This is a genomic window from Mycobacterium sp. BK086 (assembly GCA_004362315.1).
Lineage (GTDB): Bacteria > Actinomycetota > Actinomycetes > Mycobacteriales > Mycobacteriaceae > Mycobacterium.
The window spans coordinates 499,926-524,990 of the sequence record SNWL01000003.1; the positions used below are offsets into that span (position 1 = coordinate 499,926).

Annotated in this window: 29 protein-coding genes; 15 read left to right on the forward strand and 14 right to left on the reverse strand. The window is 66.8% G+C overall.

The genetic code is table 11. The annotated features are described in order from the left end of the window. Position 1: 1 nt before the first annotated feature. From EV580_RS02375 to EV580_RS02405, 7 genes are all read right to left on the reverse strand, one after another. Positions 2-1,162, reverse strand: coding sequence for a glycosyltransferase family 4 protein (locus tag EV580_RS02375; RefSeq protein ID WP_133689549.1), 1,161 nt, complete (start codon positions 1,160-1,162; stop codon positions 2-4). Further along, the gene (locus EV580_RS02380) at positions 1,162-2,067 is read right to left on the reverse strand and encodes a phosphatidylinositol mannoside acyltransferase (protein WP_133690988.1); all 906 of its coding nucleotides are present in this window, start codon (positions 2,065-2,067) and stop codon (positions 1,162-1,164) included. The genes EV580_RS02375 and EV580_RS02380 overlap by 1 nt, the downstream gene beginning before the upstream one ends. Before the next feature lie 41 nt (positions 2,068-2,108). Beyond that, a complete protein-coding gene (gene pgsA, locus EV580_RS02385; protein ID WP_133689550.1) occupies positions 2,109-2,789 on the reverse strand; it encodes a phosphatidylinositol phosphate synthase in 681 nt (226 codons plus the stop codon). Further along, a complete protein-coding gene (locus tag EV580_RS02390) occupies positions 2,786-3,355 on the reverse strand; it encodes an ATP adenylyltransferase (protein ID WP_133689551.1) in 570 nt (189 codons plus the stop codon). The genes pgsA and EV580_RS02390 overlap by 4 nt, the downstream gene beginning before the upstream one ends. After that, the gene (gene thrS, locus EV580_RS02395; RefSeq protein WP_133689552.1) at positions 3,348-5,399 is read right to left on the reverse strand and encodes a threonine--tRNA ligase; all 2,052 of its coding nucleotides are present in this window, start codon (positions 5,397-5,399) and stop codon (positions 3,348-3,350) included. The genes EV580_RS02390 and thrS overlap by 8 nt, the downstream gene beginning before the upstream one ends. 62 nt (positions 5,400-5,461) lie before the next feature. Then, positions 5,462-5,875: a TIGR02611 family protein gene (locus EV580_RS02400; RefSeq protein WP_133689553.1), complete on the reverse strand. Its 414-nt coding sequence runs from the start codon at positions 5,873-5,875 to the stop codon at positions 5,462-5,464. Next, entirely contained in the window at positions 5,872-6,519 is a 648-nt protein-coding gene (locus tag EV580_RS02405) for a PaaI family thioesterase (protein WP_286171421.1), read from the reverse strand. Before EV580_RS02405 ends, EV580_RS02400 begins: the two co-directional genes overlap by 4 nt. 17 nt (positions 6,520-6,536) lie before the next feature. Here EV580_RS02405 and EV580_RS02410 point away from each other — a divergent pair, with 17 nt between their 5' ends. Genes EV580_RS02410 through EV580_RS02435 form a run of 6 tightly spaced genes read left to right on the forward strand, consistent with a single transcriptional unit; the run spans position 6,537 to position 10,875 of the window. Next, a complete protein-coding gene (locus tag EV580_RS02410; protein ID WP_133689554.1) occupies positions 6,537-7,034 on the forward strand; it encodes a DUF1990 domain-containing protein in 498 nt (165 codons plus the stop codon). 38 nt (positions 7,035-7,072) lie between these two features. After that, positions 7,073-7,789 (forward strand): GAF and ANTAR domain-containing protein, encoded by a 717-nt coding sequence (locus tag EV580_RS02415; protein WP_133689555.1) that lies wholly within the window; start codon positions 7,073-7,075, stop codon positions 7,787-7,789. 47 nt (positions 7,790-7,836) lie between these two features. Continuing rightward, complete coding sequence (locus EV580_RS02420; protein ID WP_286171422.1) at positions 7,837-8,562, forward strand: glycosyltransferase family 2 protein; 726 nt, start codon at positions 7,837-7,839, stop codon at positions 8,560-8,562. Next, positions 8,559-9,494: an acyl-CoA dehydrogenase family protein gene (locus EV580_RS02425; protein ID WP_133689556.1), complete on the forward strand. Its 936-nt coding sequence runs from the start codon at positions 8,559-8,561 to the stop codon at positions 9,492-9,494. Before EV580_RS02420 ends, EV580_RS02425 begins: the two co-directional genes overlap by 4 nt. Further along, positions 9,491-10,258 (forward strand): PIG-L deacetylase family protein, encoded by a 768-nt coding sequence (locus EV580_RS02430; protein ID WP_133689557.1) that lies wholly within the window; start codon positions 9,491-9,493, stop codon positions 10,256-10,258. Before EV580_RS02425 ends, EV580_RS02430 begins: the two co-directional genes overlap by 4 nt. Next, the gene (locus EV580_RS02435) at positions 10,255-10,875 is read left to right on the forward strand and encodes an SAM-dependent methyltransferase (RefSeq protein WP_133689558.1); all 621 of its coding nucleotides are present in this window, start codon (positions 10,255-10,257) and stop codon (positions 10,873-10,875) included. Before EV580_RS02430 ends, EV580_RS02435 begins: the two co-directional genes overlap by 4 nt. 4 nt (positions 10,876-10,879) lie before the next feature. On the opposite strand, the gene EV580_RS33585 is transcribed toward EV580_RS02435, so the two are convergent. The 4 genes from EV580_RS33585 to EV580_RS02455 form a co-directional block, all read right to left on the reverse strand. Continuing rightward, positions 10,880-12,379, reverse strand: coding sequence for a hypothetical protein (locus EV580_RS33585; RefSeq protein WP_166654565.1), 1,500 nt, complete (start codon positions 12,377-12,379; stop codon positions 10,880-10,882). A gap of 91 nt (positions 12,380-12,470) precedes the next feature. Then, a complete protein-coding gene (locus EV580_RS02445) occupies positions 12,471-13,097 on the reverse strand; it encodes a TetR/AcrR family transcriptional regulator (protein WP_133689559.1) in 627 nt (208 codons plus the stop codon). Between the two features lies 1 nt (position 13,098). After that, positions 13,099-14,166: an NAD(P)H-dependent amine dehydrogenase family protein gene (locus tag EV580_RS02450; protein WP_133689560.1), complete on the reverse strand. Its 1,068-nt coding sequence runs from the start codon at positions 14,164-14,166 to the stop codon at positions 13,099-13,101. After that, on the reverse strand, positions 14,163-15,026 hold the full coding sequence (locus tag EV580_RS02455) for an SDR family NAD(P)-dependent oxidoreductase (protein ID WP_133689561.1): 864 nt from the start codon (positions 15,024-15,026) through the stop codon (positions 14,163-14,165). The genes EV580_RS02450 and EV580_RS02455 overlap by 4 nt, the downstream gene beginning before the upstream one ends. A 97-nt stretch (positions 15,027-15,123) precedes the next feature. Between EV580_RS02455 and EV580_RS02460 the strand changes: the two genes are divergently transcribed. Continuing rightward, positions 15,124-16,329: a thiolase family protein gene (locus tag EV580_RS02460; protein WP_133690991.1), complete on the forward strand. Its 1,206-nt coding sequence runs from the start codon at positions 15,124-15,126 to the stop codon at positions 16,327-16,329. A gap of 2 nt (positions 16,330-16,331) precedes the next feature. Beyond that, entirely contained in the window at positions 16,332-16,742 is a 411-nt protein-coding gene (locus EV580_RS02465) for a Zn-ribbon domain-containing OB-fold protein (protein ID WP_133689562.1), read from the forward strand. A 1-nt stretch (position 16,743) separates the two neighbouring features. Here EV580_RS02465 and EV580_RS02470 read toward each other — a convergent pair whose 3' ends face one another. Together EV580_RS02470 and EV580_RS02475 are read right to left on the reverse strand one after the other, a co-directional pair. Beyond that, a complete protein-coding gene (locus tag EV580_RS02470; protein WP_133689563.1) occupies positions 16,744-17,211 on the reverse strand; it encodes an ATP-binding protein in 468 nt (155 codons plus the stop codon). 30 nt (positions 17,212-17,241) lie between these two features. After that, positions 17,242-17,631 (reverse strand): STAS domain-containing protein, encoded by a 390-nt coding sequence (locus EV580_RS02475; protein WP_133689564.1) that lies wholly within the window; start codon positions 17,629-17,631, stop codon positions 17,242-17,244. A gap of 332 nt (positions 17,632-17,963) precedes the next feature. On the opposite strand from EV580_RS02475, the gene EV580_RS02480 reads away from it, so the two are divergent. The 5 genes from EV580_RS02480 (at position 17,964) to EV580_RS02500 (ending at position 21,578) form a co-directional block, all read left to right on the forward strand. Next, positions 17,964-19,319: a cytochrome P450 gene (locus tag EV580_RS02480; protein ID WP_133689565.1), complete on the forward strand. Its 1,356-nt coding sequence runs from the start codon at positions 17,964-17,966 to the stop codon at positions 19,317-19,319. Positions 19,320-19,424: 105 nt separating this feature from the next. Beyond that, the gene (locus EV580_RS02485; protein WP_370581649.1) at positions 19,425-19,697 is read left to right on the forward strand and encodes a hypothetical protein; all 273 of its coding nucleotides are present in this window, start codon (positions 19,425-19,427) and stop codon (positions 19,695-19,697) included. Positions 19,698-19,861: 164 nt separating this feature from the next. Beyond that, positions 19,862-20,287 (forward strand): DUF6319 family protein, encoded by a 426-nt coding sequence (locus tag EV580_RS02490; protein WP_370629575.1) that lies wholly within the window; start codon positions 19,862-19,864, stop codon positions 20,285-20,287. A gap of 91 nt (positions 20,288-20,378) precedes the next feature. After that, positions 20,379-20,609 (forward strand): microaggregate-binding protein 1, encoded by a 231-nt coding sequence (gene mbp1 / locus EV580_RS02495; protein WP_133689566.1) that lies wholly within the window; start codon positions 20,379-20,381, stop codon positions 20,607-20,609. Between the two features lie 165 nt (positions 20,610-20,774). Continuing rightward, positions 20,775-21,578, forward strand: coding sequence for an RsiV family protein (locus tag EV580_RS02500; RefSeq protein ID WP_133689567.1), 804 nt, complete (start codon positions 20,775-20,777; stop codon positions 21,576-21,578). A gap of 22 nt (positions 21,579-21,600) precedes the next feature. Here EV580_RS02500 and EV580_RS02505 read toward each other — a convergent pair whose 3' ends face one another. Continuing rightward, a complete protein-coding gene (locus tag EV580_RS02505) occupies positions 21,601-22,965 on the reverse strand; it encodes a WS/DGAT/MGAT family O-acyltransferase (RefSeq protein WP_133689568.1) in 1,365 nt (454 codons plus the stop codon). A 108-nt stretch (positions 22,966-23,073) separates the two neighbouring features. On the opposite strand from EV580_RS02505, the gene EV580_RS02510 reads away from it, so the two are divergent. Next, complete coding sequence (locus tag EV580_RS02510; protein ID WP_133690994.1) at positions 23,074-24,180, forward strand: 3-oxoacyl-ACP synthase III family protein; 1,107 nt, start codon at positions 23,074-23,076, stop codon at positions 24,178-24,180. Further along, positions 24,164-25,036: a 3-oxoacyl-[acyl-carrier-protein] synthase III C-terminal domain-containing protein gene (locus EV580_RS02515; RefSeq protein ID WP_133689569.1), complete on the forward strand. Its 873-nt coding sequence runs from the start codon at positions 24,164-24,166 to the stop codon at positions 25,034-25,036. The genes EV580_RS02510 and EV580_RS02515 overlap by 17 nt, the downstream gene beginning before the upstream one ends. Positions 25,037-25,065 lie beyond the last annotated feature (29 nt).

Here is a 25,065-nt window from a genome sequence, read left to right on the forward strand (position 1 = left end):
CTCAGTTCGATCCCCGAGTCGCTTCGCTCCGGCCCGCCGATCCAGCGACCCTGACCTTCATCCCCGCGCCGGCCACCGTCTCGTAGACCCGCATGATCTGGTCGGCCACCACCGGCCAGTCGTAGCGCAGCACCGCGGTATTCGCCGCCGCCACGTAGCGCTTGCGCAGGGCGTTGTCGTCGAGCATCTCGATCAGCGCGTCGGCCAACGCGTCGGAGTCCTCGACCGGAACCAGCCGGCCCGCCTCGCCGTCGAGCAGCACCCGCCGGAACGCGTCGAGATCGCTCGCCACCACCGGGGTCTGCGCGGCCATCGCCTCGACGAGCACGATGCCGAAGCTCTCACCACCGGTGTGCGGCGCGCAGTAGACGTCGGCACTACGCAGCGCCGACGCCTTCTCGGCGTCGTCGACCTGACCGAGGAACCGCAGATGTCCCGCCAGATCGCCGCACTTGTCCCGCAGCTCGTCCTCGTCGCCGCGCCCCACGATCAGGATCTCGACGTCGGCGAAGCGTTCCACCAGTGTCGGCAGCGCGCCCACGAGCACCTCCATGCCCTTGCGCGGCTCGTCGAAACGGCCGAGGAACAGCACGGTCTTGCCCGGCCGTGGATAGCCCTCCAGCCGCGGGGCCGACTTGAGGGCCGCGACGTCGACGCCGTTGGGGATTTCGACCGCGTCGGAGCCCAGCGCCTCCATCTGCCAGCGCCTGGCCAGATCGGAGACCGCGATCCGGCCGATGATCTTCTCGTGGAAGGGCCGCAGAATCCCCTGAAATACGCTGAGCGTCAACGACTTTGTGGTCGAGGTGTGAAACGTCGCCACGATCGGCCCCTCAGCGGCCTGCAGCGCCAGCATCGACAGGCTGGGCGCGTTGGGCTCGTGCAGGTGCAACACGTCGAATTCGCCTTGGGCGAGCCACTTCTTGACCTGCCGGTGGGTGGCGGGCCCGAACCTCAGCCGGGCCACCGAGCCGTTGTAGGGAATCGGCACCGCCTTACCGCCGGAGACCACGTAGTCGGGCAGCTTCACATGCGGCGACGACGGCGCGAGCACGCTCACCTCGTGACCGCGGGCGCGCATCACCTCGGCGAGCTGCAGGATGTGCGACTGCACCCCGCCGGGCACGTCGAACGAGTACGGGCAGACCATGCCGATACGCATCAGTTGTCCCCGAGCCGGGCCCGCCGCTCATCGGACAAGTCAGCCAGCCACTGCGGCTGCAGCATGTGCCAATCCGCTGGGTGCGCCGCGATATTGGCACCGAAGCGGTCGGCCAGCGCCTGGGTGATGACGCCGACGTCGCCGCTGGAGCAGTCCAGCTCCGGATAGAGGTCGACGACCCAGCCGTCGTCGGTGAACCAGGAGTGCACCGGGATCAGCGCGGCGCCGGTCTCCAGCGCGAGCTTGGCCGAGCCCGCGGGCATCCGGGTGGCCTCACCGAACAGGTCGACGGGCACGCCGGAGCGGCTCAGATCGCGCTCAGCCATCAGGCAGACCACGCGGTTGTCGTTGAGCCGTTCCACCAGCACCTCGTAGGCGGGCCGGTCGCCTCCGGTCAGCGGCAGCACCTCGAAGCCGAGGCTCTCGCGATAGTCGAGGAACCGCTTGTAGAGCGATTCGGGCTTGAGCCGCTCGGCGACCGTCGTGAACTGGCCGTTCAACTGGACCAGCCAGACCCCGGCCATGTCCCAGTTGCCGCTGTGCGGCAACGCGAGGATCGCGCCGCGCCCAGCCGCCAGCGCGGCCTCGAGGTGCTCCTTGCCGAACGCCGTCTTGTCCAGCTCAGGCCCTAGTTTCGTGTGGTCCATCGTGGGCAACCGGAATGCCTCCCGCCAATATCGGGCGTACGAGGCCAGCGAAGCACGAACCAGCGATTCCGGCACCTCGGCGGGCGTGGTGCCGATCACCCGGGCCAGGTTCTTGCGCAGCTGCCCGGGCCCGCCGCCCTGCGCGGCGTACCAGGCGCCGGCGTCGAACGCGTTGCGCGCCACGAACTCCGGCAACGCCCGCACCATCCGCCACCCGGCGGCGTAGCCGAGATCGCTGAGATAGTCGGTGCGCGGCATCCGGTTCCGGCCCGCTGTCCACAGCTGCCCCGGCGTGCTGATCACTGCTCGGTACCTTCGGGCTCATCGCCGGCGGTCTGCGGCTGTTCCGGCGCGATCTTGTCCATGGCGCCGGGGCTGGAGCGCACCGAATGCACCCGCTGGCCGACGGTGACCAGGCTGGCTACCGCCAGGACCCACATCGCGATGGGCAGCAGCACCGGGATCGGGAAGAGCGGGAAGTCGGAGAGTCCGGCACCGACGAGCACGATGATCAGCCGCTCGGGGCGCTCGATGAGTCCCCCGCCGCCGTCGAGCCCACTGGCCTCGGCCCGGGCCTTGACGTAGGAGATCACCTGCGAGGTCACCAGGCAGATCAGTGTGGCCACCACCAGGGACGTGTTGTGGAGTCCGAATGCCGCCCACCACAGCAACCCGCAGAACACCGCGCCGTCGCTGATGCGGTCACAGGTGGCGTCGAGGACCGCGCCGAACCGAGTGCCGCCGCCGCGCTCGCGCGCCATCGCACCGTCGAGCATGTCGGCGAGCACGAAGAACCAGACGGCCACCGCGCCCCACCACAGTTGCCCGATCGGGAACCCGATCAACGCGGCAAGCACCGAACCCGCGGTGCCGATGATCGTGACCATGTCGGGGGTCAACCCGATCTTCAACGCGCCCTTGGCCAACGGCGTACTGAGCTTGGCGTACGCGGCGCGGGTCATCAGGTAGAAGTCGCTCACGGCTGGCTGGCCCACTCGTCGGCGAGAAGCTTGCGGGTGTCGCGAAGCAGCTGCGGGATGACCTTGGTTTCACCGACGATCGTGATGAAGTTGGCGTCGCCCGACCAGCGCGGCACGACGTGCATGTGCAGGTGTTCGGCCAGTGAACCGCCCGCGGATTTGCCCAGGTTCAGCCCGACGTTGAACCCGTCCGGACTCGACACCGACTTGATGATGCGAATCGCCTTCTGGGTGAACGCCATCAGCTCAGTGCTCTCATCCGCGGTGAGATCCTCCAGCTCCGACACCTGCCGGTAGGGCACCACCATCAGATGGCCGGGGTTGTACGGATACAGGTTGAGCACCACGTACACCTGCTCACCGCGAGCGACCACCAACCCGTCCTCGTCAGACAGGGTGGGGATGTAGGTGAAGGGTTGCGAGGATCCAGCAGATCCTTGCTTCTGAGCGTCCTTCTGTGCGGGCACATCCAGGATGTAGCTCATCCGGTGCGGGGTCCACAGGCGCTGAAGCCGGTCCGGCTCACCTATGCCCCGATCGATGATCGCGTCCGGTTCGTCAGCCACCGTCGACCTTCACCAGTTCAGCTGTGGGAACGGCATTTTCGCGGTCCGCGATCCACTTCTTGATCGTGGCGGCGGCCTGCGCCCGGGGTATCCCGTTGATCTGGGTGCGGTCCCCGAAGCGGAATGACACCGCGCCCGCTTCGACGTCGCGGTCCCCCGCGAGCAGCATGAACGGCACCTTCTGATTGGTGTGGTTGACGATCTTCTTGGCCATCCGGTCGTCGCTGATGTCGACCTCCACCCGAATACCCTGCGACTTCAGCTCGGCGGCAACGTCTTTCAGGTATTCCTCGTGCGCTTCGGCGACCGGGATGCCGACCACCTGCACCGGCGCCAGCCACGCCGGGAAGGCGCCGGCGTAATGCTCGGTGAGCACTCCGAAGAACCGCTCGATCGAGCCGAACAGTGCGCGGTGGATCAGCACCGGACGCTGGCGGCTGCCATCCGAGGCGGTGTACTCCAGCTCGAAACGGTCAGGCATGTTGAAGTCGAGCTGGATGGTGGACATCTGCCAGCTGCGGCCCAGCGCATCCTTGACCTGCACCGAGATCTTTGGGCCGTAGAACGCGGCACCACCGGGATCGGGCACCAGCTGCAGACCGGATTCCTCGGCGACCTGACGCAGGGTCTCGGTGGCCTCATCCCACATCTCGTCGGAGCCGACGGACTTCTCCGGGTTCCTGGTGGACAGTTCCAGATAGAAGTCGTCGAGGCCGTAGTCGGCCAGCAGGTCGAGCACGAACCGCAGCAGCGAAGCCAGCTCGTCGCGCATCTGCTCGCGGGTGGTGTAGATGTGCGCATCGTCCTGCGTCATGCCGCGCACCCGGGTCAGGCCGTGCACCACACCGGACTTCTCATAGCGGTACACCGAGCCGAATTCGAAGAGCCGCAACGGAAGTTCCCGATACGACCGCCCCCGCGACCGGTAGATGAGGTGGTGCATCGGGCAGTTCATCGGCTTGAGGTAGTAGTCCTGCCCGGGCTTGCGCAGCTTGCCGTCCTCGTCGAACTCGGCGTCGATGTGCATCGGGGGGAACATGCCGTCGGCGTACCACTCGAGGTGACCCGAGGTGATGTAGAGCTGTTCCTTGGTGATGTGCGGGGTGTTGACGAACTCATAGCCCGCCTGCTCGTGCTTGCGGCGTGAATAGTCCTCGAGCTCACGCCGGATGATGCCGCCCTTGGGGTGGAAAACCGGTAGGCCAGAGCCCAATTCGTCCGGGAAGCTGAACAGGTCCAGCTCGACACCGAGCCTGCGGTGGTCGCGGCGCTGTGCCTCCTCGATCAATTCGAGATGACGGTCCAGCGCCTCCTGCGACTCCCACGCCGTGCCGTAGATGCGTTGCAGGCTGGCGTTGCTCTGATCACCACGCCAGTACGCGGCCGAGCTTCGGGTGAGCTTGAACGCCGGGATGTATTTGGTGGTCGGAATGTGCGGGCCGCGGCACAGATCACCCCAAATACGTTCGCGGGTGCGGGGATTGAGGTTGTCGTAGGCGGTCAGCTCATCGCCGCCGACCTCCATGATGTCGGCGTCGCCGGACTTGTCGTCCACCAGTTCGAGCTTGTAGGGCTCACCGGCCAACTCGCTTCGCGCCTGGTCTTTGGACTCATACACCCGCCGGGAGAACAGCTGACCGTCCTTGACGATCTTCTGCATCCGCTTCTCGAGCTTCTCCAGGTCCTCGGGCGTGAACGCCTCGGGTACGTCGAAGTCGTAGTAGAAGCCGTCGGTGATCGGCGGGCCGATGCCGAGCTTGGCTTGCGGGAAGAGCTCCTGCACCGCCTGAGCCAGCACGTGGGCGGCCGAGTGCCGGATCACGCTGCGCCCCTCGTCGGTGTCGGCGGCCACCGGGATGACGTCGGCATCGGTGTCGGGCGCCCAACTGAGATCGCGCAGCTTGTCCTCACCGTCGCGCACGACGACGATCGCACCGGGTTCGCCACGGCCGGGCAGTCCCGCTTCGCGCACCGCAGCGCCCGCCGTAGTCCCGGCAGGCACCCGGATCGGGGCTGCGGGTGCGGGGTGTGCGGGGGCGCTCATTGCGGGCCTCTTTCAGCTGTTGGGGAGACGGCTAATCGCCGACCATGCTATCGGGGCGCTGGTCAGGCACCGAGGCCGATGGGGCTGTCCAACGCGGGATGGTCCAAGCCCAGCAGGCCCGCCGACCAACTCACCGCACCGACCAGCCACAGCGTGGCCACCACCACCGCGGCGGTGAACACCGCACCGAGTGCCTGCACGAACCAGCCCTGCCTGCGGAACCAGACCATGACACTGTCGTAGCGGTCTTTGGTGAACGACAGGGTGCGGTGCGCCCAATAGAACTCGGTGGCCAGGATCGCCAGGCCGAGGAACACGATCGCCCAGCCGGGACCCGGGTAAGGGATCGCCACGATCCCGACCAGCAGGACGGTGAGCCCGACGGCGGCCACCACGACGCGGTAGGCGAAATCGGCGACCGGACGGTCCCGGAGCAGATCGCGCCGCCGGGCCCATGCGCGCAGCCAGTTCTTCACGGCTGCCCCGGTTTGAGCAGGACGAACAGGCCCTCGCCGTCGGCGAGCAGGTCGTCACCGTCGGACAGCCGGACGTCGACGAAGATCTTGCGGCCTTCGGTGCGCAGCACCCCGGCATCGATCTGCAGTTCCTTCTCGATGGGCACGATCTTGCGGTAGTTGACGTGCAGATAGGCGGTGCGCTGGAAGGGCCCGCCGGTCACCAGGAACGAGGTCTTGCCCAGCACCCCGTCGAAGAGGTGGGCGATGAACCCGCCGTGCACGGCCCCGTTGCGGCCGAGGTGATAGCGCCGGAAACGGACCCAGCCGCGCAGTCGGCCGTCCGCTCCGACCTCGGTCTCGTTGGGCACCCCGACGATGCTGCCCCGCATCGGCAGGTCCATCCGCCGACCGGACGGGGTGGTCCACTCGTCGGCGTCGTAGGGCTTGAGCAGGGCCGACACCCGCTCCAGCAGATCCGCCGCCTCGGTGATGACGTCGTCGGGAGCGTCCGCGGCCCGTGCGCGATCCTGCAGGTCACGCACCGCCTCGATGAACCGGCCGTAGTCGGGGCCGCCCTTGGCGGTCGGCTCCGGCGGATTGAACCCGCCACCCGGATGCAGCTCCGCCACGACCTCACGGATCGCCGCCGTGTCTTCTCCCACCTCGTTACCGTAGACCGGTGAAGCTCAGCGACCTGGCCGGCCGCCCGTTGACCTACGCCGAGGTGGGTGCGACGGCAGCGGATCTGCCTGTGGGCTACCACCATGTGCGGCTGTCCTCGCGGATCGGAAGCGGGCGGGCCCGTTTCGAGCAGGCGGCGCATGCCGTGATGCGCTACGGCATGCTGCGCGGCGCGGGACTGCGGGTCACCGCGACCACCGAGGTGGCCGAGGTCGGCGCCGACGTGCTTGGCCGGCTGGGACCGTTCTCGGCGCCGTGCCGGGTGGTCTACGTGGTCGACGAGGCCAATCGGCGCGGTTTCGCCTACGGCAGCCTGCCGGGGCACGCGGTGGCGGGTGAGGAGATGTTCGGGGTGCGCTTCGAGCCCGCAGACGAATCGGTGCATGCCGAGGTGGTGGCGTTTTCCAGGCCCGCAACATGGTGGAGCCAAATCGGGGCGCCGGTCGCCTCTGTTGTCCAGCGGGTGATCACCCAGCGCTACCTGTCGGTGGTCTGAAGGTTGAGCTGTGCCCGGCCGTGGGTATGGCACATGTCATGTCGGTCGACAACGGATCCCCGCCGACTGACGGAGATGTGGCGGCCCGCATCGCCGACATCGCCCGGGGACTGTACACGCGCAGGAGCCACAGGGGCGGGGTGATCGCCGGACTTGTGGAGCACGCGGTCGCGGAGCTACCCGGGGTGGACTACGCGAATGTGACTGTCCTGTCGGCTCACAACGACATCGAAACGCCGTCGGCGACGCACGAGTGGGCGGTGCGCATCGACGACATCCAGCGCCGCCACCGCGAAGGCCCATGCCTGTCGTCGGCCTGGCACCACCAGGTGGTCCACGTCGATGACCTGCAGCACGAGACCCGGTGGCCGAAGTTTCGCGCCGACGCACTGGAAACCACCCCGGTACGCAGCATCATGGGATTTCAGCTGCATCTGAGCGGCAAGCCGATGGGCGCGCTCAATGTATTCGCCGAGCGCGCCAACGCTTTTGGCGATCAAACCAGGCAATTGGGATCGTTGTTGGCCGCGCATTCGGCGCTCGTATGGGACGCCGCCCAGCGCGAGGTGCAGTTCCAGGAGGCGCTGGCCAGCCGTGACATCATCGGCCAGGCGAAGGGCATGATCATGGAGCGCTACACCATGAACGCCGACCGCGCCTTCGAGATGTTGCGTCAGCTCTCGCACGACACCAACGTCCCACTGGCCGCGGTAGCCGCCAAGATCGTCGATGCGGCACAGTCGAATCCGCACTGAGCCTTTCGCGGGTGTAAAACCCACAATCAGCGGCTATTTAACAGGGCGTGACACCAGCACGTTTCGACCACGCAGTGGTCGTGATTCCCGCACACAACGAGGCGCGCGCATTGCCCCGCTGCCTGACCGCGATGCTGACCGCGGCTGTCCGGGTCGACATCCCGGTCAGCGTCATCGTTGTGCTGGATGCGTGCGACGACGACAGCGCCGCACTCGCGGATCACTTCGGATCACGCGTTCATTTCGTCGAGGTCGACGCCCGCAATGTGGGTGAAGCCCGAGCGGCCGGTTTCACGTTCGCACGCAATCAATTACACGACGGCCTCGACGCCGCGCGCGTCTGGTACGCGACCACCGACGCGGACAGCTGCGTCGACCGGAACTGGCTGGCGAGGCAGCTCAGCGCGGACGCCGACATGGTGCTCGGCATCGTGCGCATCGCCAACTGGCGTCACCTCCCCACCGCGGCCATCCAGCGTTACCGACGCGCGTACCGCGCCAAGATCCACCCCGGCCATGATGCCCATGACCACATCCACGGTGCGAACATGGGATTCACCGCCGACGCGTACTGGCACATCGGCGGATTCGCCGCCCTGACAAGCGGCGAGGACGTCGATCTCGTCCGCCGCTTCGAAGTGGCCGGGTTTCGCATCCGGCGCGACACCCGCCTGTCGGTGGCCACCTCAGCGCGCCGGATCGGCCGCGCCCCGGCCGGATTCGCGGCTCACATCCGTTCGGTTTTGAGTGGGCCGGAACGGGATTCGGCATGACAGCCGCAATCGTCCAACGATGGCTCGACTCCGGCGAATTGAACCTGCCCCTGCCCGGTTCAGGCCAGACCCAGGTGCGCTGGAACGCACTGGCCGACCTGTGCGAGCGCGACGTGGTGGCGGGCCGGCTCGCCGAGGCACACACCGACGCGGTGGCGATTCTGGCCGAGCTGGGCGGACCGCCTGCGCGGCCCGGCCGACTGTGGGGCGTCTGGGCGGCCGAGACGCCCGAGACCTGCCTTCAGGCCCATCAGAGCAGCGGGGATCTGGTGACACTGAGCGGAACCAAGGCATGGTGTTCGGGCGCCGGCCTCTGTTCGGACGCGTTGGTGACCGCGCGCACCGACACCGGCGAGCGCGGGCTGTATGCGGTGGATCTGCGCGCTGCGGGTGTTCACCCGCTGCCGAGCAGTTGGCGTAACGCGGGCATGGCCGACTCGGACACCCGCTCGGTGCAATTCAGCGCGGCACCAGCGGTTTCGGTGGGCAAACCCGGCGACTACCTGCGCCGACCCGGATTCTGGCACGGGGCGGCCGGTGTCGCCGCATGCTGGCTCGGGGCCGCCCGTGCCGTGGCGGCACCGCTCTATCGCAGAGTGGCCGAGCGAGCAGACGGCGACCCGCACGCCGCAGCACATCTCGGCGCGGTCGACGCCGCGCTCGCCGCAGCGCACGCACTTCTGGTGCGGACCGCGCAAGAGGTCGACGCCGCTCCGCGCAGCGAGCACGGCGAAATCTCGGCCCGCCGACTACGCGCGGTGGTCGAAGTCGCCGTCGATGAGGCAATCGGACGGACAGCTCGCGCCTTGGGCCCCGCCCCGCTCGCCCTCGATGCGGCGCACGCACACCGTGTCGCCGATCTGACGATGTACGTCAGGCAGAGCCACGCGGAGCGAGATCTCGCGACGTTGGGCATCTTGGTGGCCCGATGAGCACCGTCGTGCCCGGCAACTGCGCGCGGTTCGCCGCCGCGCCGATCGCAGACGGCGGGACACCTGTCACGGAGTGGCTCGCGTGGCAGCCCGACTTCCCCGCTTTGCGTCTCGACCGATGTCCCGGGTTGGTGGTCGTCGCCGCACATCCGGATGACGAGACACTCGGCTTCGGCGCTGCGGCCAGTGACATCGCCGCCCACGACATCGAGGTGCACACCGTCATCGCCAGCGACGGCGGGATGGCATGGCCGGACCTGTCGGCCTGGGAACAGGACCGTCTTCAAGAGTCACGCCGGCACGAGTCTCAATGCGCGGCAGACCTATTGGGCCTTCCCCGGCCGTCGTTCCTCGGGCTGCCCGACGGCGGTCTGGCAGCGCACGAATCACATCTCGCCGACATCCTGACCGATATCCTCACCGCCCGCGGAGCGGGCATGTGGTGCGCGGCTCCCTGGCGGGGTGACGGTCACCCCGACCACGAAGCCGCCGGCCGCGCCGCGGCGATCGCCGCCCGTCGCACCGGTGCGGTGTTGATGGAGTATCCGATCTGGATGTGGCACTGGGCGCACCCGGACGACGCCGACGTCCCGTGGAATCGTGCAGTCCGCCCCTCGTCGGAACCTGTTGCGGCACTACGCAAACGGCAGGCCATCGACGCGTTCCGGAGCCAGCTCCACCCACAGGCGAGTGATCGTGACGCGATCTTGCCGCCGTTCGTCGTCTCCCGGATAGACCAGATCGGCGAAGTGGTGTTCCGGTGACATTGCCCGACACATACTTTGATGACCTCTACGACGGATCGAGCGACCCGTGGCAGCTATCGTCGCGATGGTATGAACGGCGCAAGTACGCCATCACCATGGCGCTGCTGCCCGACGACCGCTACCGGCATGCCTTCGAACCGGGCTGCTCGGTGGGTGTGCTCACCGAGCAGCTGACCACCCGCTGTGATCATGTGACTGCTACCGACATCGCCGAAGCCGCACTGAGGCAGGCCGACCTCCGGCTTCGGCAGTGCGGGCGCCGCGAGGCCGCGACCCTGCTACGACAGTCCTTCGACATGCCCTGGCCGGCAGCCGATTTCGACCTGGTAGTGATCTCGGAGATCGCCTACTACTTCGACAGCTCGTCGCTGCGGTCGATACTCGATCGTGAACTGCCTCGCCTGGGAGCCCACGTCACAGTGGTCGCCGCGCACTGGCGCCATGCGGTCGCCGACTATCCGCAATCCGGCGATTCCGCGAACACCGTCATCGGTGCCACCGCCGGGCTGCATCGCCTCGGTGGATATCGAGACGACGACGTCGTCATCGATGTGTTCGGCACTGGGACAACACAGTCGGTCGCGGCGCGAACCGGGGTGCCGGGCGCGCAATAGCCGCTCAGGGCATCTGGTTGAAATTCGGGGCAGGCGGTAAACCGGGGATCCGCGGTGGAGGAGGCAGGCCGGGGATCAGCGGCCGCCGAGTCGTGGTGGTGCTGGTGTCCCACTCGGTGGTGGTCGTCGTCGGTGTGGTCGTGGTGGTCGTCGGCGTCGTCGTCGTGGTCGTGGTGGTCGTTGTTGTCGTGGTGGTAGTCGTGGTGGTTGTGGTGGGCGGCGTCGTTGTCGTCGTTTCCACCGTGACGACGGTGGTTTGGGGCGGCGGAGCCTGCACCTGCTCGGTGACGGTGCTGATCGGCGGGTTGGTCATGGTGACCGTTTCGGTCGGCGCCGCCGGCGGCGGGGCCGCGGGGCTCTCCATGGAGTTGACCACGGTGGCCGGCGCGGGCTTCACCGACTGGGTGGCCGGTGTGTCCGGGGTGCTGGCACCGGTGAGGGTGTAGGCGAAGCCGCCGACCGCGACGGCAGCGACGGCCGCAGCCCCGCCGAGTAGCAATGGCACGCTGCGGGTCAGGCCCGATCCCCGCCGCGCGGGCTGCTCACCGCCGAGGATGGACAGATCCTCGTCGTTGGTCGCGTAGTCGTCATATCCGGTGCGGTAGCCGCCGTAGTCGTAGTCACCGTACGCGTGCGGCTGGCCTTGCGAGACCGGCTCTTCGGGGGTTTCGTCACTCGACCACGCCAGCGCGGCCGCCATGGTGGCTGACTGTGGGCCGACGTCGGCGATCAGCGGAGCCGGCGCGAGTCCGGTCGGCGCGTCGGCAGCGAACTGGCGCGCCGCGGCCAGGCTGGCCCCCAACGCGGCGTCGAGTTGCGGATGGGCCGACATGATGACCGGCAGCCGCAGATGTTCCGAGAGTTGTTGAGCGGCCGATGCTATCGCGTCTCCATCGCCGATAGCCGCGACGGCACTGAGGTTTTCGCGGGACATCCTGGCCTGACCCAGCGTGTCGTCGACAAACCCGCCGAGCTCGGCGAGAACCCCCGACCGGTGCGCGGTCTCCCCGATCTGACGGTAATCGGCGCCGGCATCGGCCAGGGTCACCGAGGCGCCGTCGGCACCGATGTCGCACACCAGGATGACGCCGTTGCGCGGCAGTCCGGGGTCGCTCTGCAGTGAGCGCAGCGCGGCGGTCGCGTCGGAGACCAGCAGCGGCGGCGCCGCGGCACCGGCCAGCGCGGGCAGGCTCCACATCGCGTCACGCAGCGCGTCGCGGCGGCCCGGCCCCCAATGCGCCGGAACTGCCACACCCGACACCGCCGCGAGACCAGCCCCCTCGGCATCCGCCAGCGCGGACAGCGCCAGAGCCAGCAGCTGCTCGGCGCGGTAGGAGCCGCCGTCGTCACCGACGAGTGGCATCGGGTCGCCGACCCGATCGACGAAACCGGTCCACACCTGGTCACCGAGCGTCAACTCAGCCGGGCAGATCAACGAGGGGCCCCCGGCGCGGGCCGCGACCAGACTGGTCGGGCGCACGGAGATACCCAGTGGTTCGGTCACTCAGCCATGATCACCACGGCCGGCAGCGAATGTCACTCAGGCGCGCCGAATCGGCGCATGCCTATGACCTAACTGTGACTTAGCTTGGTGCTCATTGCGTTTGCCCATGTCGATCGAGGTACGAGCAGATCACGTCGACCAGCGCCGTCAGCTCCCGGCTGTTGTGCAACGGGCCCGCCATGACCAGCTGGGTGATCACCAGACCGCGCATGGTGGCCCAGATCAGGTCGCCGATCGCTGCCGCATGCGGATTGTCCAGACCCTCGGCGATATCACCACTCAAGTCTGTTATCGCCCTTTGCAATTCAACCAGGTGGCGGGTGGCCCGCTTGTCTCGCATGGCCCTGGTGCCGATGAGGATCTCCAGCGAGGCTCGCGAAGTCGGGCTGGAGAACGCCTCCCAGGCGGCGTGCACCACCAATTCGACTCGCTTGCGCCGGGTTTGCGCGGGCGACGGGGGCGGCAGGCTGCGCAACAGTTCCAACAGCTCGGTGAAGCCCCGGTCGACCACGGCCATCAGCAGGCCGTCACGGTCGCCGAAGTGGTACTGCACCACCCCCCAGGTGACCCCGGCTCGTTCGGCGATGTGTTTGGCACTGGCGGCGGCGAAGCCCTCCTCGACCACACAGCGCACCGTCTCGTCGAGCACCGCCGCACGGGTGCGGTCGGCGCGCAACTGGCCGCCGCCTGGCGGCCGCCGGGGCGCGATTTTGGTCACGTCACCACATCACCGAGTCGGCATGCGCGGTCGGCAGGTCCTTGACCGACAACAGGCCTGGCGGTGCCGCGCACACCGCGTCGATGGCGTTGACAGCGCGCGCGGCAGTGGAGATGACACCGCCGTCGTTGTGGTCGACGCCGTCCAGACCCAGGTGGGTGTTGATCTCCACACCGGGGTTGCCATGCACGACGACCCGGTGCACACCGAGCCGCCCGTCCGGCGGATAGGGCCAGTCCGGCGCGGTGACCGGGGTGAGCCGGTTGACATGTTCCATGGTGATCACCGGCCGGCCGTCGCGTATGCCCTCGACCGCGAAGCGAACCGCGGCCACCTGGCCGGGCGCCACGCTCATCATCGTGCAGTGGATCGGCTCGGGGGTCACCCAGCTTTCGTGCCGCTCGCGCACCTCGTCGAGGGTCACCCCCAGCACGTCGGCCAGTGAGCGGACCTGCCCACCCCACAGGGAGGACAGCACACCAGGGGCGAACATGATCGGAGTGTGGTCCGGTGCGGTTCCGAAACCGAAACTGACACCGGTGAATTCGGCGTCGTCGTAGCTGCCGTAATCGCAGATCTCCGACACCGTGATGCCGGTGGCCCGCCCGGCCAGGGTCAGCGCGGTGTAGACCAGGCTGTCACCGGAATAGCCCGGGTCGACGCCGTTGATGTACAGCGACGTGCCGCCCTCGGCGCAGGCCGCCGCCAGCGGTTCGCGAATCCAGGCGTCGGCGTGCTGCGGGGCGACCAGCCAGACCATTGACGTGCCAACCACATTCGTGCCGGCCCGCAGGAATCGGCAGATCTCGTCGATCGCCTCCTTCGGGCGCATCTCAGCCTGTGAGGTATAGACGACGCAATCGGCGCCGAGCGCCACCAGGGCATCGACGTCGTTGGTGGCGATGACACCGGTGGGCTCGGATAGGCCGCACACGTCAGCGGCGTCACGGCCCACCTTGTCGGCACCGTGCGCATGCAGCCCGACGAGGTCCAGGTCGGGACGTTCGATGATCATCGGCAGCGCATGCTTGCCGACGTTGCCGGTGGCGAACTGGATGACCCGCTTCACAGCAGATCCGTGATCGTCTTGAGGCCCGCTTCGTAGAGCACTCCGGGCATCATGCCGCCGTCGATCTCGATGGTCGTTCCGTTGATGAAATCGGCTGTCCCACTGCACAAGAACACCACCGCGCGGCCGACCTCGGCGGGCTCGCCGGCGCGGTGCATGGGGACGGCGTGGAAGTACTTCTCCCCCGTCGGGTCGTCCTTGGGCAGCACGAACGACTTGAAGTTGTCGGTCATCGTCGGCCCCAGCGCCAGGCAGTTCACCCGCACCTTCGGTCCCCATTCCTCGGCCAGCGACCGGGTCAGATGGTTCAGGCCGGATTTGGCCGCGCCGTACGACACCAGCGTCGGCGATCCGGCGGGATGTCCTGCGCCACTGGAGATGTTGACGATCGAGCCGACACCGTCCTGCTCGCGCATCTGCCGGTACGCCCGGATGGCGAACCACATCGGGCTGATCAGGTTCATCTGAATGGCGAAGGCGTGGAACAGCACCGTGCGTTCGTAGTCGTCGTCGGCCGCCGGGGCGCCCTGGATGCGCGAGACGAGTTCCGGGATGTCCTCGACGTGCGGAGCGGGCACGGTGCCGCCGGCGTTGTTGACGAGGATGTCGATCCGGCCGTAGTCGGCGACCACCGCGTCGACGAACGCGTCGATGGCCCGGTGGTCGCCCTGATCGCAGACCCGCTGCGATGAGCGGGCCAGCCACTCCGGATCGTCGACGCCGGGGATGGCGTCCAGCGGCCCACGCGAGCAGCCGATGACGGTGGCGCCGGCGCGCAGCAGTTCGTGTGCGATCCCGAGTCCGACGCCGCGACTGGTGCCGGTGACGACGGCGACCTTGCCGTCCAGCGGTGATGCCACTGTGAGGTACCTCTCCCTACAGGCAGATTTTCATTAAGTGCTCAATATGATTACATGCTCAATGTTATTGGGCAATGATTCGACGAAGGGCAGCGGAATGGGCTTGCGCGGAGAGGCCGCGATCGTCGGCTACACCGAACTCCCCTCGACGAAACGACCTACCGGGCCGCTGGAGTTCACCCTCGAGCAGTGGGCCCGACTGGCCGCGGCCACGCTCGCGGATGCGGGCTTGTCGGCCGCCGACGTGGACGGCATCTGCACCACGCATTTGCAGGAGTCGCAGATCTTCGTGCCCTCGACGGTCATCGAATATCTGGGCATCAAAGCCAATTTCGCCGAGATGGTCGACCTCGGTGGGGCCAGCGCGGTGGCGATGGTGTGGCGCGCGGCGGCGGCCATCGAACTCGGGCTGTGCAACGCCGTGCTGTGCGTGATCCCCGCAACACCGCTGACCCCGACGACGCCACAGAAGCCGCTCGACGTCAGCGAGCTCATGTACTTCGGCGCGTCGAGCAACCGGTACGGCTCACCGCAGGCCGAATTCGAGATCCCCTACGGCAATCTGGGGCAGAACGGGCCCTACGGACAGGTCGCGACCCTGTACGGCGCCAGCTACGGCTACGACGAACGGGCCATGGCCAAGATCAGCGTCGACCAGCGGGTCAACGCCAATCACACTCCGGGGGCGATCTTCCGGGACGCGCCGATCACCGTCGACGATGTGATCAACAGCCCCATGATCGCCGCGCCGCTGCACATGCTGGAGATCGTCATGCCGGTGATGGGCGGCGCCGCCGTCCTGGTGACCAACGCCGAGCTGGCCCGTCGCAGCACGAATCGGCCGGTGTGGGTCAAGGGCTTCGGCGAGCGCGTGCCCTACAAGACCCCGACCTACGCCCACGAGCTCCTGCAGACGCCGATGATCAAGGCTGCGGCATCAGCCTTTTCGATGGCCGGGCTGACACCGGCCGACATGGACATGGTGTCGATCTACGACTGCTACACGATCACCGTGCTGCTCAGCCTGGAAGACGCGGGCTTCTGCCAGAAGGGCAAGGGTCTGCAGTTCGTCGCCGAACACGATCTGACCTTCCGCGGCGACTTCCCGATGAACACCTCCGGCGGTCAGCTGGGCTACGGCCAGGCCGGAACGGCCGGCGGCATGCACCACGTCTGCGACGCCACCCGCCAGATCATGGGCCGATCGGGTGCCACCCAGGTGGCCGACTGCAACCGCGCATTCGTCTCCGGTAACGGCGGCATCTTGAGCGAACAGACCACCCTCGTTTTGGAAGGCGACTAGTCATGGGCGATTTCACCAAGCCGATGCCGATCCCGACGCCGACCACCCAGCCGTTCTGGGATGCGCTGGCCGAACACACGATCCGCATCCAGTACTCGCCGTCGGCGCAGCGCTACGTGTTCTACCCCCGGGTGCTCGCACCGGGCACGCTGGCCGACGACCTGGAATGGCGGGAGATCTCCGGCGCGGCCTCGTTGTACACCTACACCGTCGCCTACCGGCCGGTGGCACCGCATTTCGCCGGCGACGTGCCGCAGCTGCTGGCCGTCGTGCAGTGGGACGAGGGGCCGCGGTTCTCGACCGAGATCGTGAATGCCGATCCGACCGAACTCGAGGTGGGCATGCGGCTGAGGCCGGTGTTCGTCGACTATCCCGATTCGGGTGTGACGATGCTGCGCTACGAGCCGGCGTGAGCTAACCGACCGCGAAGTCGGCGTCGTCCTGGCGGGCGTAGAAGTGCTCGAAGCGCAGGCACACGGTGGTGCCCAGCGCCGAGGAATCGATGGTGAGCTCGTCGGACAACGCCCGCATGAGCGGGATACCGCGACCACGCGACCGGCTTTGGGTGGCCGGGGTGGATTCACGCCAGCGCCCCTGGTCGGCGATCGTGATGGTGAGGGTGGAGCCGTCGTAGATGGCTTCTACATCGATGGTTCCGGGACCACCGCTGTGCAGATAGGCGAACTCGGCGGTATTGGCGAGCGCTTCGTTGACCGCGAGGACGACGTCGCTGAACCGAACCCTGTCGAGATCTCCGCGCGCCCGCAGCCAGGTCGCGAACTCATCTCGGACCCTGGCTGCGTTGTGCGCATCAGCGACGACATCGTTACGGATGAAACGGTCACCGTCTGCTGTGGGACTTGGGTAACTCGGTGTCGTCATGGCAAATCTCTTATACCCAACTTCCGAGAATTACTCACCCAATGCGGCGCGTGCCTCTTCCAGTGTGGCGTACAGACCGACAATATCGGCCAAACCGACCAGTTTCAGCGGTCGGGATGTCGCGGGTCCGCTGGCCACGACCCCGAAACCGATCTCCGCGGATGCCTTGTCGCGGGCCGCGACCAGGACGCCCATCCCCGCAGAAGCCAGGAAGTCGACGTCGCTCAGATCGACGATGATCGCCGTCGGGTTCTTGTTCAGCGAGGTGGCGATGCTGGTCTCCAGTTGCGGTGACGTCAGCATGTCCACCACACCTGCCGCGGAGATGACAACCGTGCGGCCGAACCACTCCTCGTTGATCACGCAACCTGTGTTGGCAGCGGTGGTCGTGCCGGTCGTGGCTGTGGCTTGCTCGTCCAAGATTCACCTCATTAGCGCGTGCGGACAGCACGCTCGCGATACAGCGTGGGTGCGAGGCTGCCGTCTGAACCTGGCATCAAAGTAGTAGCAGTCGTGCACCGGTCTGCTTGCGGCGCGTGGTCGATCCCGGAAAATCTACCGAACCGACCCGTCCAGGCTAACGCACATCCCCCCTGGATGCCGGAACCACAGTCATCGCCAAGCGTCGACCGCGTCCGCTCAGCAACGTCTTGTCTCTCGCCCAAACCGACAAACCGCAGGAGAACTGCGAGACGGGCCCTCACTTTCGTCGATCTCGGCGAACAGCGATGCCTCTTTTCTATACTGGACTCATGTCTAATACGCCGACGCCGTCGCTGCCGCCGGGCCCCTCTCTTCCCCCCGCCATCCAGGCCGTGCTGATGCTGCGCTACTGGCCGCGCTTCGTATCCGCCTGCCGGCGGCGCTATGGCAAGACGTTCACACTGCGGATCGCGTCGATGGGCACACTGGTGTACCTCGACGATCCGGCCGACATCAAACAGGTCTTTGCTGGCGATCCGGCGATTTACCATGCGGGCGAGGCGAATTCGATGCTGTCGGGCCTGCTGGGCCCGGCGTCGGTGCTGGTGGTGGACGACGAGGTGCACCGCGATCGCCGACGGCTGATGCTCGAACCGTTCCATCGCGACGCCGTTGCGAGACAGACCGAGGTGATGGCCGAGATCGCGGCGACCAGCATCGCGGGCTGGCCGGTGGGCAAGCCGTTCCCCGTCGCACCGAAGATGTCGCAGATCACCCTCGAGGTGATCCTTCGCCTGGTCATCGGCGCAAGCGATCCGGCCCGGCTGGCCGCGCTGCGCGAGGTTCTCCCCCGGCTGCTGAACCTGTCGGCGTTCGAGCTGCTGGCGATCGGCACTCCCCGCCTGCAATACAAGCGGCCGTGGCGCGGGGTGCGCCGGCGCATCGAGGAGGCCGACCGTCTGCTGTACGCCGAGATCGCGGAGCGTCGCACCGATCCGGAGTTGGCGTCGCGCACCGATGCACTGGCGATGCTGGTGCGCGCCGCTGATCAGGACGGCCGCACGATGACCGACTCCGAGTTGCGCGATCAGTTGATGACGTTGTTGGTGGCCGGGCACGACACCACGGCCACTGGCCTGTCATGGGCGCTGGAGCGGCTGACCCGGCATCCGGCGGTGTTGGCCAAAGCCGTGCGGGCCGCCGAGTCAGGCGACGACGAGTACTTGGACGCGATCGCGAAGGAGACGTTGCGCAACCGGCCGGTGGTGTTCGACGTCGGCCGGATCCTCAAGCAGCCGGTGGAGATCGCCGGCCATCTGCTGCCCGCCGGTGTGATGGTGGCGCCCGGGGTGGGATTGGTGCATTCCGACGACCGGGTCTATCCGGACGCCGATCGGTTCGACCCGGATCGGATGATCGGAGCGACACTGAGCCCGACGACGTGGCTGCCATTCGGTGGCGGGGCGCGCCGGTGCTTGGGCGCGACATTCGCGATGGCCGAGATGCGGGTGGTGCTGCGTGAGGTGTTGTTACGGACCGAACTGGTGACCACGACCGCTCGCGGTGAGGAGCAGCGGGTCAAGCATGTGATTCTCACGCCGAAACGTGGTGCGCGGATCACGGTCTCGCGCATCAAGACCCCGCGGCCGACCGTGGACGCGAGCCTCACGCAACCGACGGTGTAACCCGCTGCACCGCATCAATATTCGCTGCCGGGTTTCGATTTGCCTGATTCTGTGAATCAACTGCGTGCCGTTTCCCAGCGAGAGAGGTTCCCAGTGAAGCGAATCGTGCACTCCATCCTTGCAGCGTCGGCGGCCGCGGCCGTGTTCAGCGGTTGCTCGGCCTCGGAGATCGTCAACACCGGCGGCGACACCAAGTGCAAGGACTTCCTCGGCCAGGACGAGAAGAAGCAGAACGACGAAGTCAGCAAAATGCTCAAGGACAAGAGCGGCCAGGATCCGACGAACCTGGAGATCACTGCGACGAAGACGTCCGTCACGCTCTACTGCCAGACCTTGGGCAAGGAAGACACCAAGATCTCCGAGGCGCCGCACGGCTGATCGGATTACGAAAAGCCGCCGACGAGAAGGTGATTCAGCCTTCGAGCTGACGCGGCTCGGGTCACGACACGCGCATGGTTCCGCTTGGCGCCACATCGAACGTATGTTCTACTGAATGTCATTGCCAGCCGCGTGCAGCGGACGATGTTCAGGAGGAGACCTACGTGACCATGACTGTAGACACCCACGCCCCCTCGACCGAGGCCGCAACGCCGGACGTATTGCTCCGCCCGATCGGCGCCGAGGTGTCAGAGAGCGGACCGGCGCCGTCCCCCGCCTCGCAAGAGCCGGCGAAAGTCCCGGCCAAGAAGGCCGGCAAGAAAGCCAAGACGCTTGAGCTCACCCTCACGGTCACCGGTACCGCCGACGGTGAATGGCGGGCCGAGCTCAAGCGGGGCACCACCTACGTCGCCCGCGACCTCGCGATCGCGGCGGCCGCGGTATCCCGGGCGGCCAAGGAACTGCACGATGACCTTGCCACCCCGATCGACGAGGTCATCGAGGAGGCACGCTCGGAGCAGGCCGCCAAAGTCGCCGCACTCGAAGCCGAATTGGAAGCCGCCCGCCAGGCGCTCGCCAACCTGGACTGAGGCGGGCTCCGAAATTCGACGATTGAAGCTCGCCCGTTGACGGGTATGTAAGAACCGCTCGTGCACCCCGACTGAAGCGGAAGGAACCACCGTGGGCGATAGCGGACCGGAAGAGGCCGTCAAGGGCATCGTCGAAGACGTGAAGGGTAAGGCCAAGGAAGTCGTCGGCATCATCACCGACAAAGACGACCTGCGCGAAGAAGGCCGCGCTCAGCAGGACAAGGCTGAAGCCGCACGTGAGGTGGCCAAGAAAGAGGCGGAAGCCGAAGCTGCACGCGCCGCGGAGAAAGCCGCCGAGGCACGCCAAAAAGCCGCTGAATAGTCATTGCACCACCGGGTCGGCTGCGCGCCGGCAATTCTGGCCATCGACGCCTGCGTCTCACGCTCGGCTACGCTCTATAGCGCCAAGCCGTCGGGGCGCTTTGCTGGCGCGGCGCACGAAGTCTTTGGTCGCGGCGCGCGCCGCGTGTGCTTGGAGGTATCACTCATGCGTTCGTTCAGCGTGGCATTGGTCGTCTCTATTGCCGCCATTTCCCTTTCCTCCGGGACGGCCGCGGCCGCCCCGAAGGATTACTGCGCCGACCTCAAGGGCGGCAGCACCGGCAGCACCTGCGAGATCCAGCTCTCCGATCCCGCGTACAGCGTCGACATCAGCATCCCGCTGGATTACCCCGACCAGAAATCGGTCGCCGACTACATCTCGCAGACGCGTGACTCGTTCCTCAACACGGCCAAGGCCGGCTCCCCCGGCGCGTGGCCATCCAAGTTGACCATCAAGCCGGCGGAGTACAACTCGTCGATTCCCCCGCGCGGCACGCAGGCCGTGGTGTTCACGGTGACCCAGAACATCGGTGCCGCCCAGCCACAGACGACGTACAAGGCGTTCAACTGGGACCAGAGCTACCGCAAAGAGATCACCTACACCGCGGCACCCGATGACAAAGAAAACACGCCGCTGTGGCGGGTGGACGATCCGCTGAAGACCGTCGCGCCCATCGTCCAGTCCGAGTTGCAGCAGCAGTTGGCTCCGCCGCCGCCGGCAGCGCCGCCCACGACGTCCACGTCGGCCACGCCCACCACGACGACCACGACCACGACCACACCGCCACCTCCGCCCCCGCCGTTGCCGTTCGCACCTGGCGCGCTGTACAACCCGGCCAATTACCAAAACTTCGCAGTGGTCAACGACGGGGTGATCTTCTTCTTTGACCAGGGGGTGTTGTTGCCTGCCTCAGCCGGTGCGTTGCACGTGCTGGTGCCACGGTCGGCGATCGACCCGATGATCGCCTGACAGTGTCAGGCTCTGGTTCCGACTATCGCCCGGCAGTCGCCGACAACCGCTCGACCGCCCGCTCGATTCCGTGCGCCAGTTCATCGACATCGGGCGCCGCGTCGTAGTCGGCGGTGATCCCGAACACCAAGCTGTCCGCATAGCTGAGAATTGCGATGCCGGTTCGAAGTTGAAGCGCGATAGGCGGAATGGGTAAGACCCGGACAACATCTCGCCCCATGATCTGAGATTTCTTCCGTGGTCCCGGGACATTTGTCGCGAGGGTGACGACTCCCCGTTGCGGCAGTCGGGTGAGCGCACGAACCGCCCACGCTGTCAGCGGGAAGGGCAACAGATTCATCGCCGACACAAAGACACTGCCGGCTTGGCGCTGACCGCTGGCCTTGGTTCTCGTCAACCGGCGATGCACTGCTTGGAGCTGGTCGGCCAGGTCCTCCTTCTCGACGGGCAGAAAAGGAAGCATGACCGAAACCCTGTTGTCGACGATCTCTTGGGCATCGTTGGTTCGGATCGACACCGGCACCAGCGTCCGCAGCGAATTACGACGTGGCTTCTCGCCCCGCCGGACCAGCGCGGCCCTGAAACTATCGGTGATCGCCGTCAGCGCAACATCATTGACGGTTACTCCGAATTCGCGACAAATCGTCGTCACCTCATCCAGACTCACGCACGCCGCGCTGTAGCGGCGCTTCGAGCCGAGCGGGCCGGCGAGCGAAGACGCCGCCGCCGGGCGCAACAGACCACCCGTGAGCTCGATGGCGCCCTGGGCCGCCAGCACCGCCGCGTTGGTCAAGCCGGTCGCGGCCGACCACATGCCGGTCGCCCACGCGAGAGGATTCAGACTGATGCCGGGGACGTGGATGTGCGGCCGCGTCGCTTCTCGAGCTGCGCGGATCTCGGTGGCGAAAGAGTCGTCTTCGCCGTCATCGCTGAGGCCGGCGAACATGTGCATGGTCGCGATCCCGTCGGCGATGCAGTGATGGATCTTCATCAACACCGCCCACCGGCCATCGGCGAGGCCCTCGATGATCCAGCACTCCCACAGGGGACGGTCTCGATCCAGCCGGCGCTCCATGACATCGGCAGCAAAACGGTACAAGGTCTGTTCGTCACCGGGCCGGGGCAGCGCCGCTCGGTGAAGATGCTGGGACACATCGAAATTCGGATCCTCTACCCATTCCGGTGAGCCGAGGTCGAGTACGTGGGTGTGTAGCACCTGCCGGAACCGAGGAACCTTGAGGATGCGCTCGACGATGCCATCCGCGAGCGACGCGAAATCCGGCATCGGGCCCTCGATCACCGAGATCCCGCCGACTGCCAAGCTCACGTGCCGGTCGGAATCCTCGGCCTCGAGGAATCCGGCATCCAGAGTGGTCAACTGCTCCACGGGGACCAACACTCCGCCCGCCGCCAACACTGGACAAGGGACGAAGGTCCCTGTCTCCGAGGACACTCGCCGGTGACCGCAGCCGGTGACGTCGATCACCATGTGGAGATGACCCGCACTCGCTGGTTGGTGATGGAGTCGCCGGAAGACGCTGTGGCGGCACCGTATCGCACCCGCGTGGCCGGAGCGGGCAGGCGTCTGCCCGAGACCCACCTCACGACCGACGAGCTGATGTCGTCCACGCGGCACCGCACTCACATCGATCTCGAACGGCTGACCGGAATCCACGAGCGCCGGGTGTCGGTCGGCGATGAGGACTCCTACAGCCTCGCCGCTGGGGCGGCGGTCGATTGCCTGGCCAAGGCCCAGCGACCAGGCGAATCGATCGACGCCGTTATCAGCTGCAGTATCACCAAGTTCCGCGGCGGCCTCACGCAATGGCTGGAACCACCGATGAGCGGCGCAGTGGCCAGGGCGGTCGGCGCCGAAGCAGCCATGACATTCGACGTCGCCAACGCGTGCGCTGGCATGCTCACAGGCGTCACCATTGCGAACAACTGGATCAGGCAGGGCAGCATCGAACGGGCCTTGGTCGTCAGCGGTGAATACATCTCGCAGCTGGGCCAGAATGCGGCCCGCCACATTCGCTCCATCATGAGCAGGGAACTCGCCTGCTTGACGCTCGGCGACGCAGGCGCAGCGCTTCTGCTGGAACGGGCGCCGGCCGGTTCGGCCAGCATCAGTTTGGCCGGCTTCACCACGGTCGCGGACTACAGCCGATTGTGTCTGGCCTATCCGAAGGGACAGGATCCCGGCGGCCGGATGTTCACCGATGCGCGCGGAATTCATCGGGCGGCGATGTCCGATACACCGGTGCTGCTCCGTGAAGTCCTTGAGACCGTTGGTCTTTCACTACACGATATCGACCACGTGATCACCCACCAGACGTCAGCTCGGGCGATACGCAAAGGCATGGCCGAACTCACCGTCGCGTTCGGCGACCACCCCCGACACGACGCGGTGATCACCGTGGACCGGTACGGCAACACCGCCTCGACAACACACACCGTCGCACTTGTCGAGGAACTCGAAGCGGGTCGCATCCGTCCCGGAGAGACCGTCGCCCTGATCGCCTTGGCCTCGGGTCTCGAAATCGGTGTTGTCATACTGACATTGGACGAGCAGCTGGTGAATCGATATGGGCACGGTAATTGATCGGGTCGCCCTGGCCAAGAGCGGCTGGCGGCACCGGCACAGCGCCCTGCATCTCGCGGTGACCACAGCACAGGACTGCCTCCGATCGGCGGCCCGCCACCCGCATGATGTCGACCTCTTGATCAACGCGGGAATCTACCGAGACAGAAATCTCGGGGAACCGGCGCTCGCGGCCTTGATCCAGGACGATATCGGCGCCAATCCGGAGGATCCACACGGAGGCACACACGGAACGTTTTCGTTCGACGTGGCCAACGGCACATGCGGCGTTCTCACCGCATTGCAGATCGCCGACGGTTTCTTCAGGTCACGAGCGATCGACTGCGCGATGGTGGTGGCTAGCGACGCGGACCCCGGCCACGGCATGAGCGATCACTTCCCGTTTTCACCGACCGGGGCAGCACTGCTGTGCAGCTGGACCGACGGAGATGGCGGCCTCGATCACGTGCGGTGGACGAATACTCCCGATGATGGTGAAACATTCAGTGCCACAGTCGGTCTTGTGGACCATGACAATGTGCTGCGCTTCCGGGAATCATCCGCACGCGACGAACGCTTCGCCGTCGCCGCGGCCGAGGCCGCCACGCGTTGCCTACAGACGTCGGCACTGGCGATCGACGACATCGACGCAATCGTCGCTGCGCCTGCGCGGCCTTCCTTCCGCCTGTCGCTGGCGGACAACCTGGGTGTGCCCCCTGACCGGGTCGTCGTCGCACGCGACGAGAACATGCACACCGCTTCGCTCGCAGCGGCTTTCGCGCAGGCTTCCGGGCAGCTCCACGAAGGGACGACCGCGCTGCTTGTCGCGGCAGGCGCGGGAATCACCGCCGGTGCCGCCCTTTACCGCGCGCGCTGATCCGACGGCAGACGACAGGGACTTTGGAC

Excerpts from the sequence above, each read along its gene's own strand:
- EV580_RS02470 (WP_133689563.1), bottom strand. The coding sequence starts at position 17,211 with ATGACGACACCGAGTTACCCAAGTCCCACAGCAGACGGTGACCGTTTC.
- thrS (WP_133689552.1), bottom strand. The coding sequence starts at position 5,399 with ATGAGCGCCCCCGCACACCCCGCACCCGCAGCCCCGATCCGGGTGCCT.
- EV580_RS02425 (WP_133689556.1), top strand. The coding sequence starts at position 8,559 with ATGACAGCCGCAATCGTCCAACGATGGCTCGACTCCGGCGAATTGAAC.
- EV580_RS02510 (WP_133690994.1), top strand. The coding sequence starts at position 23,074 with ATGACCCGCACTCGCTGGTTGGTGATGGAGTCGCCGGAAGACGCTGTG.
- EV580_RS02515 (WP_133689569.1), top strand. The coding sequence starts at position 24,164 with ATGGGCACGGTAATTGATCGGGTCGCCCTGGCCAAGAGCGGCTGGCGG.
- EV580_RS02460 (WP_133690991.1), top strand. The coding sequence starts at position 15,124 with ATGGGCTTGCGCGGAGAGGCCGCGATCGTCGGCTACACCGAACTCCCC.
- EV580_RS02465 (WP_133689562.1), top strand. The coding sequence starts at position 16,332 with ATGGGCGATTTCACCAAGCCGATGCCGATCCCGACGCCGACCACCCAG.
- EV580_RS02415 (WP_133689555.1), top strand. The coding sequence starts at position 7,073 with ATGTCGGTCGACAACGGATCCCCGCCGACTGACGGAGATGTGGCGGCC.
- EV580_RS02430 (WP_133689557.1), top strand. The coding sequence starts at position 9,491 with ATGAGCACCGTCGTGCCCGGCAACTGCGCGCGGTTCGCCGCCGCGCCG.
- EV580_RS02375 (WP_133689549.1), bottom strand. The coding sequence starts at position 1,162 with ATGCGTATCGGCATGGTCTGCCCGTACTCGTTCGACGTGCCCGGCGGG.
- EV580_RS02380 (WP_133690988.1), bottom strand. The coding sequence starts at position 2,067 with ATGCCGCGCACCGACTATCTCAGCGATCTCGGCTACGCCGCCGGGTGG.
- EV580_RS02500 (WP_133689567.1), top strand. The coding sequence starts at position 20,775 with ATGCGTTCGTTCAGCGTGGCATTGGTCGTCTCTATTGCCGCCATTTCC.
- EV580_RS02480 (WP_133689565.1), top strand. The coding sequence starts at position 17,964 with ATGTCTAATACGCCGACGCCGTCGCTGCCGCCGGGCCCCTCTCTTCCC.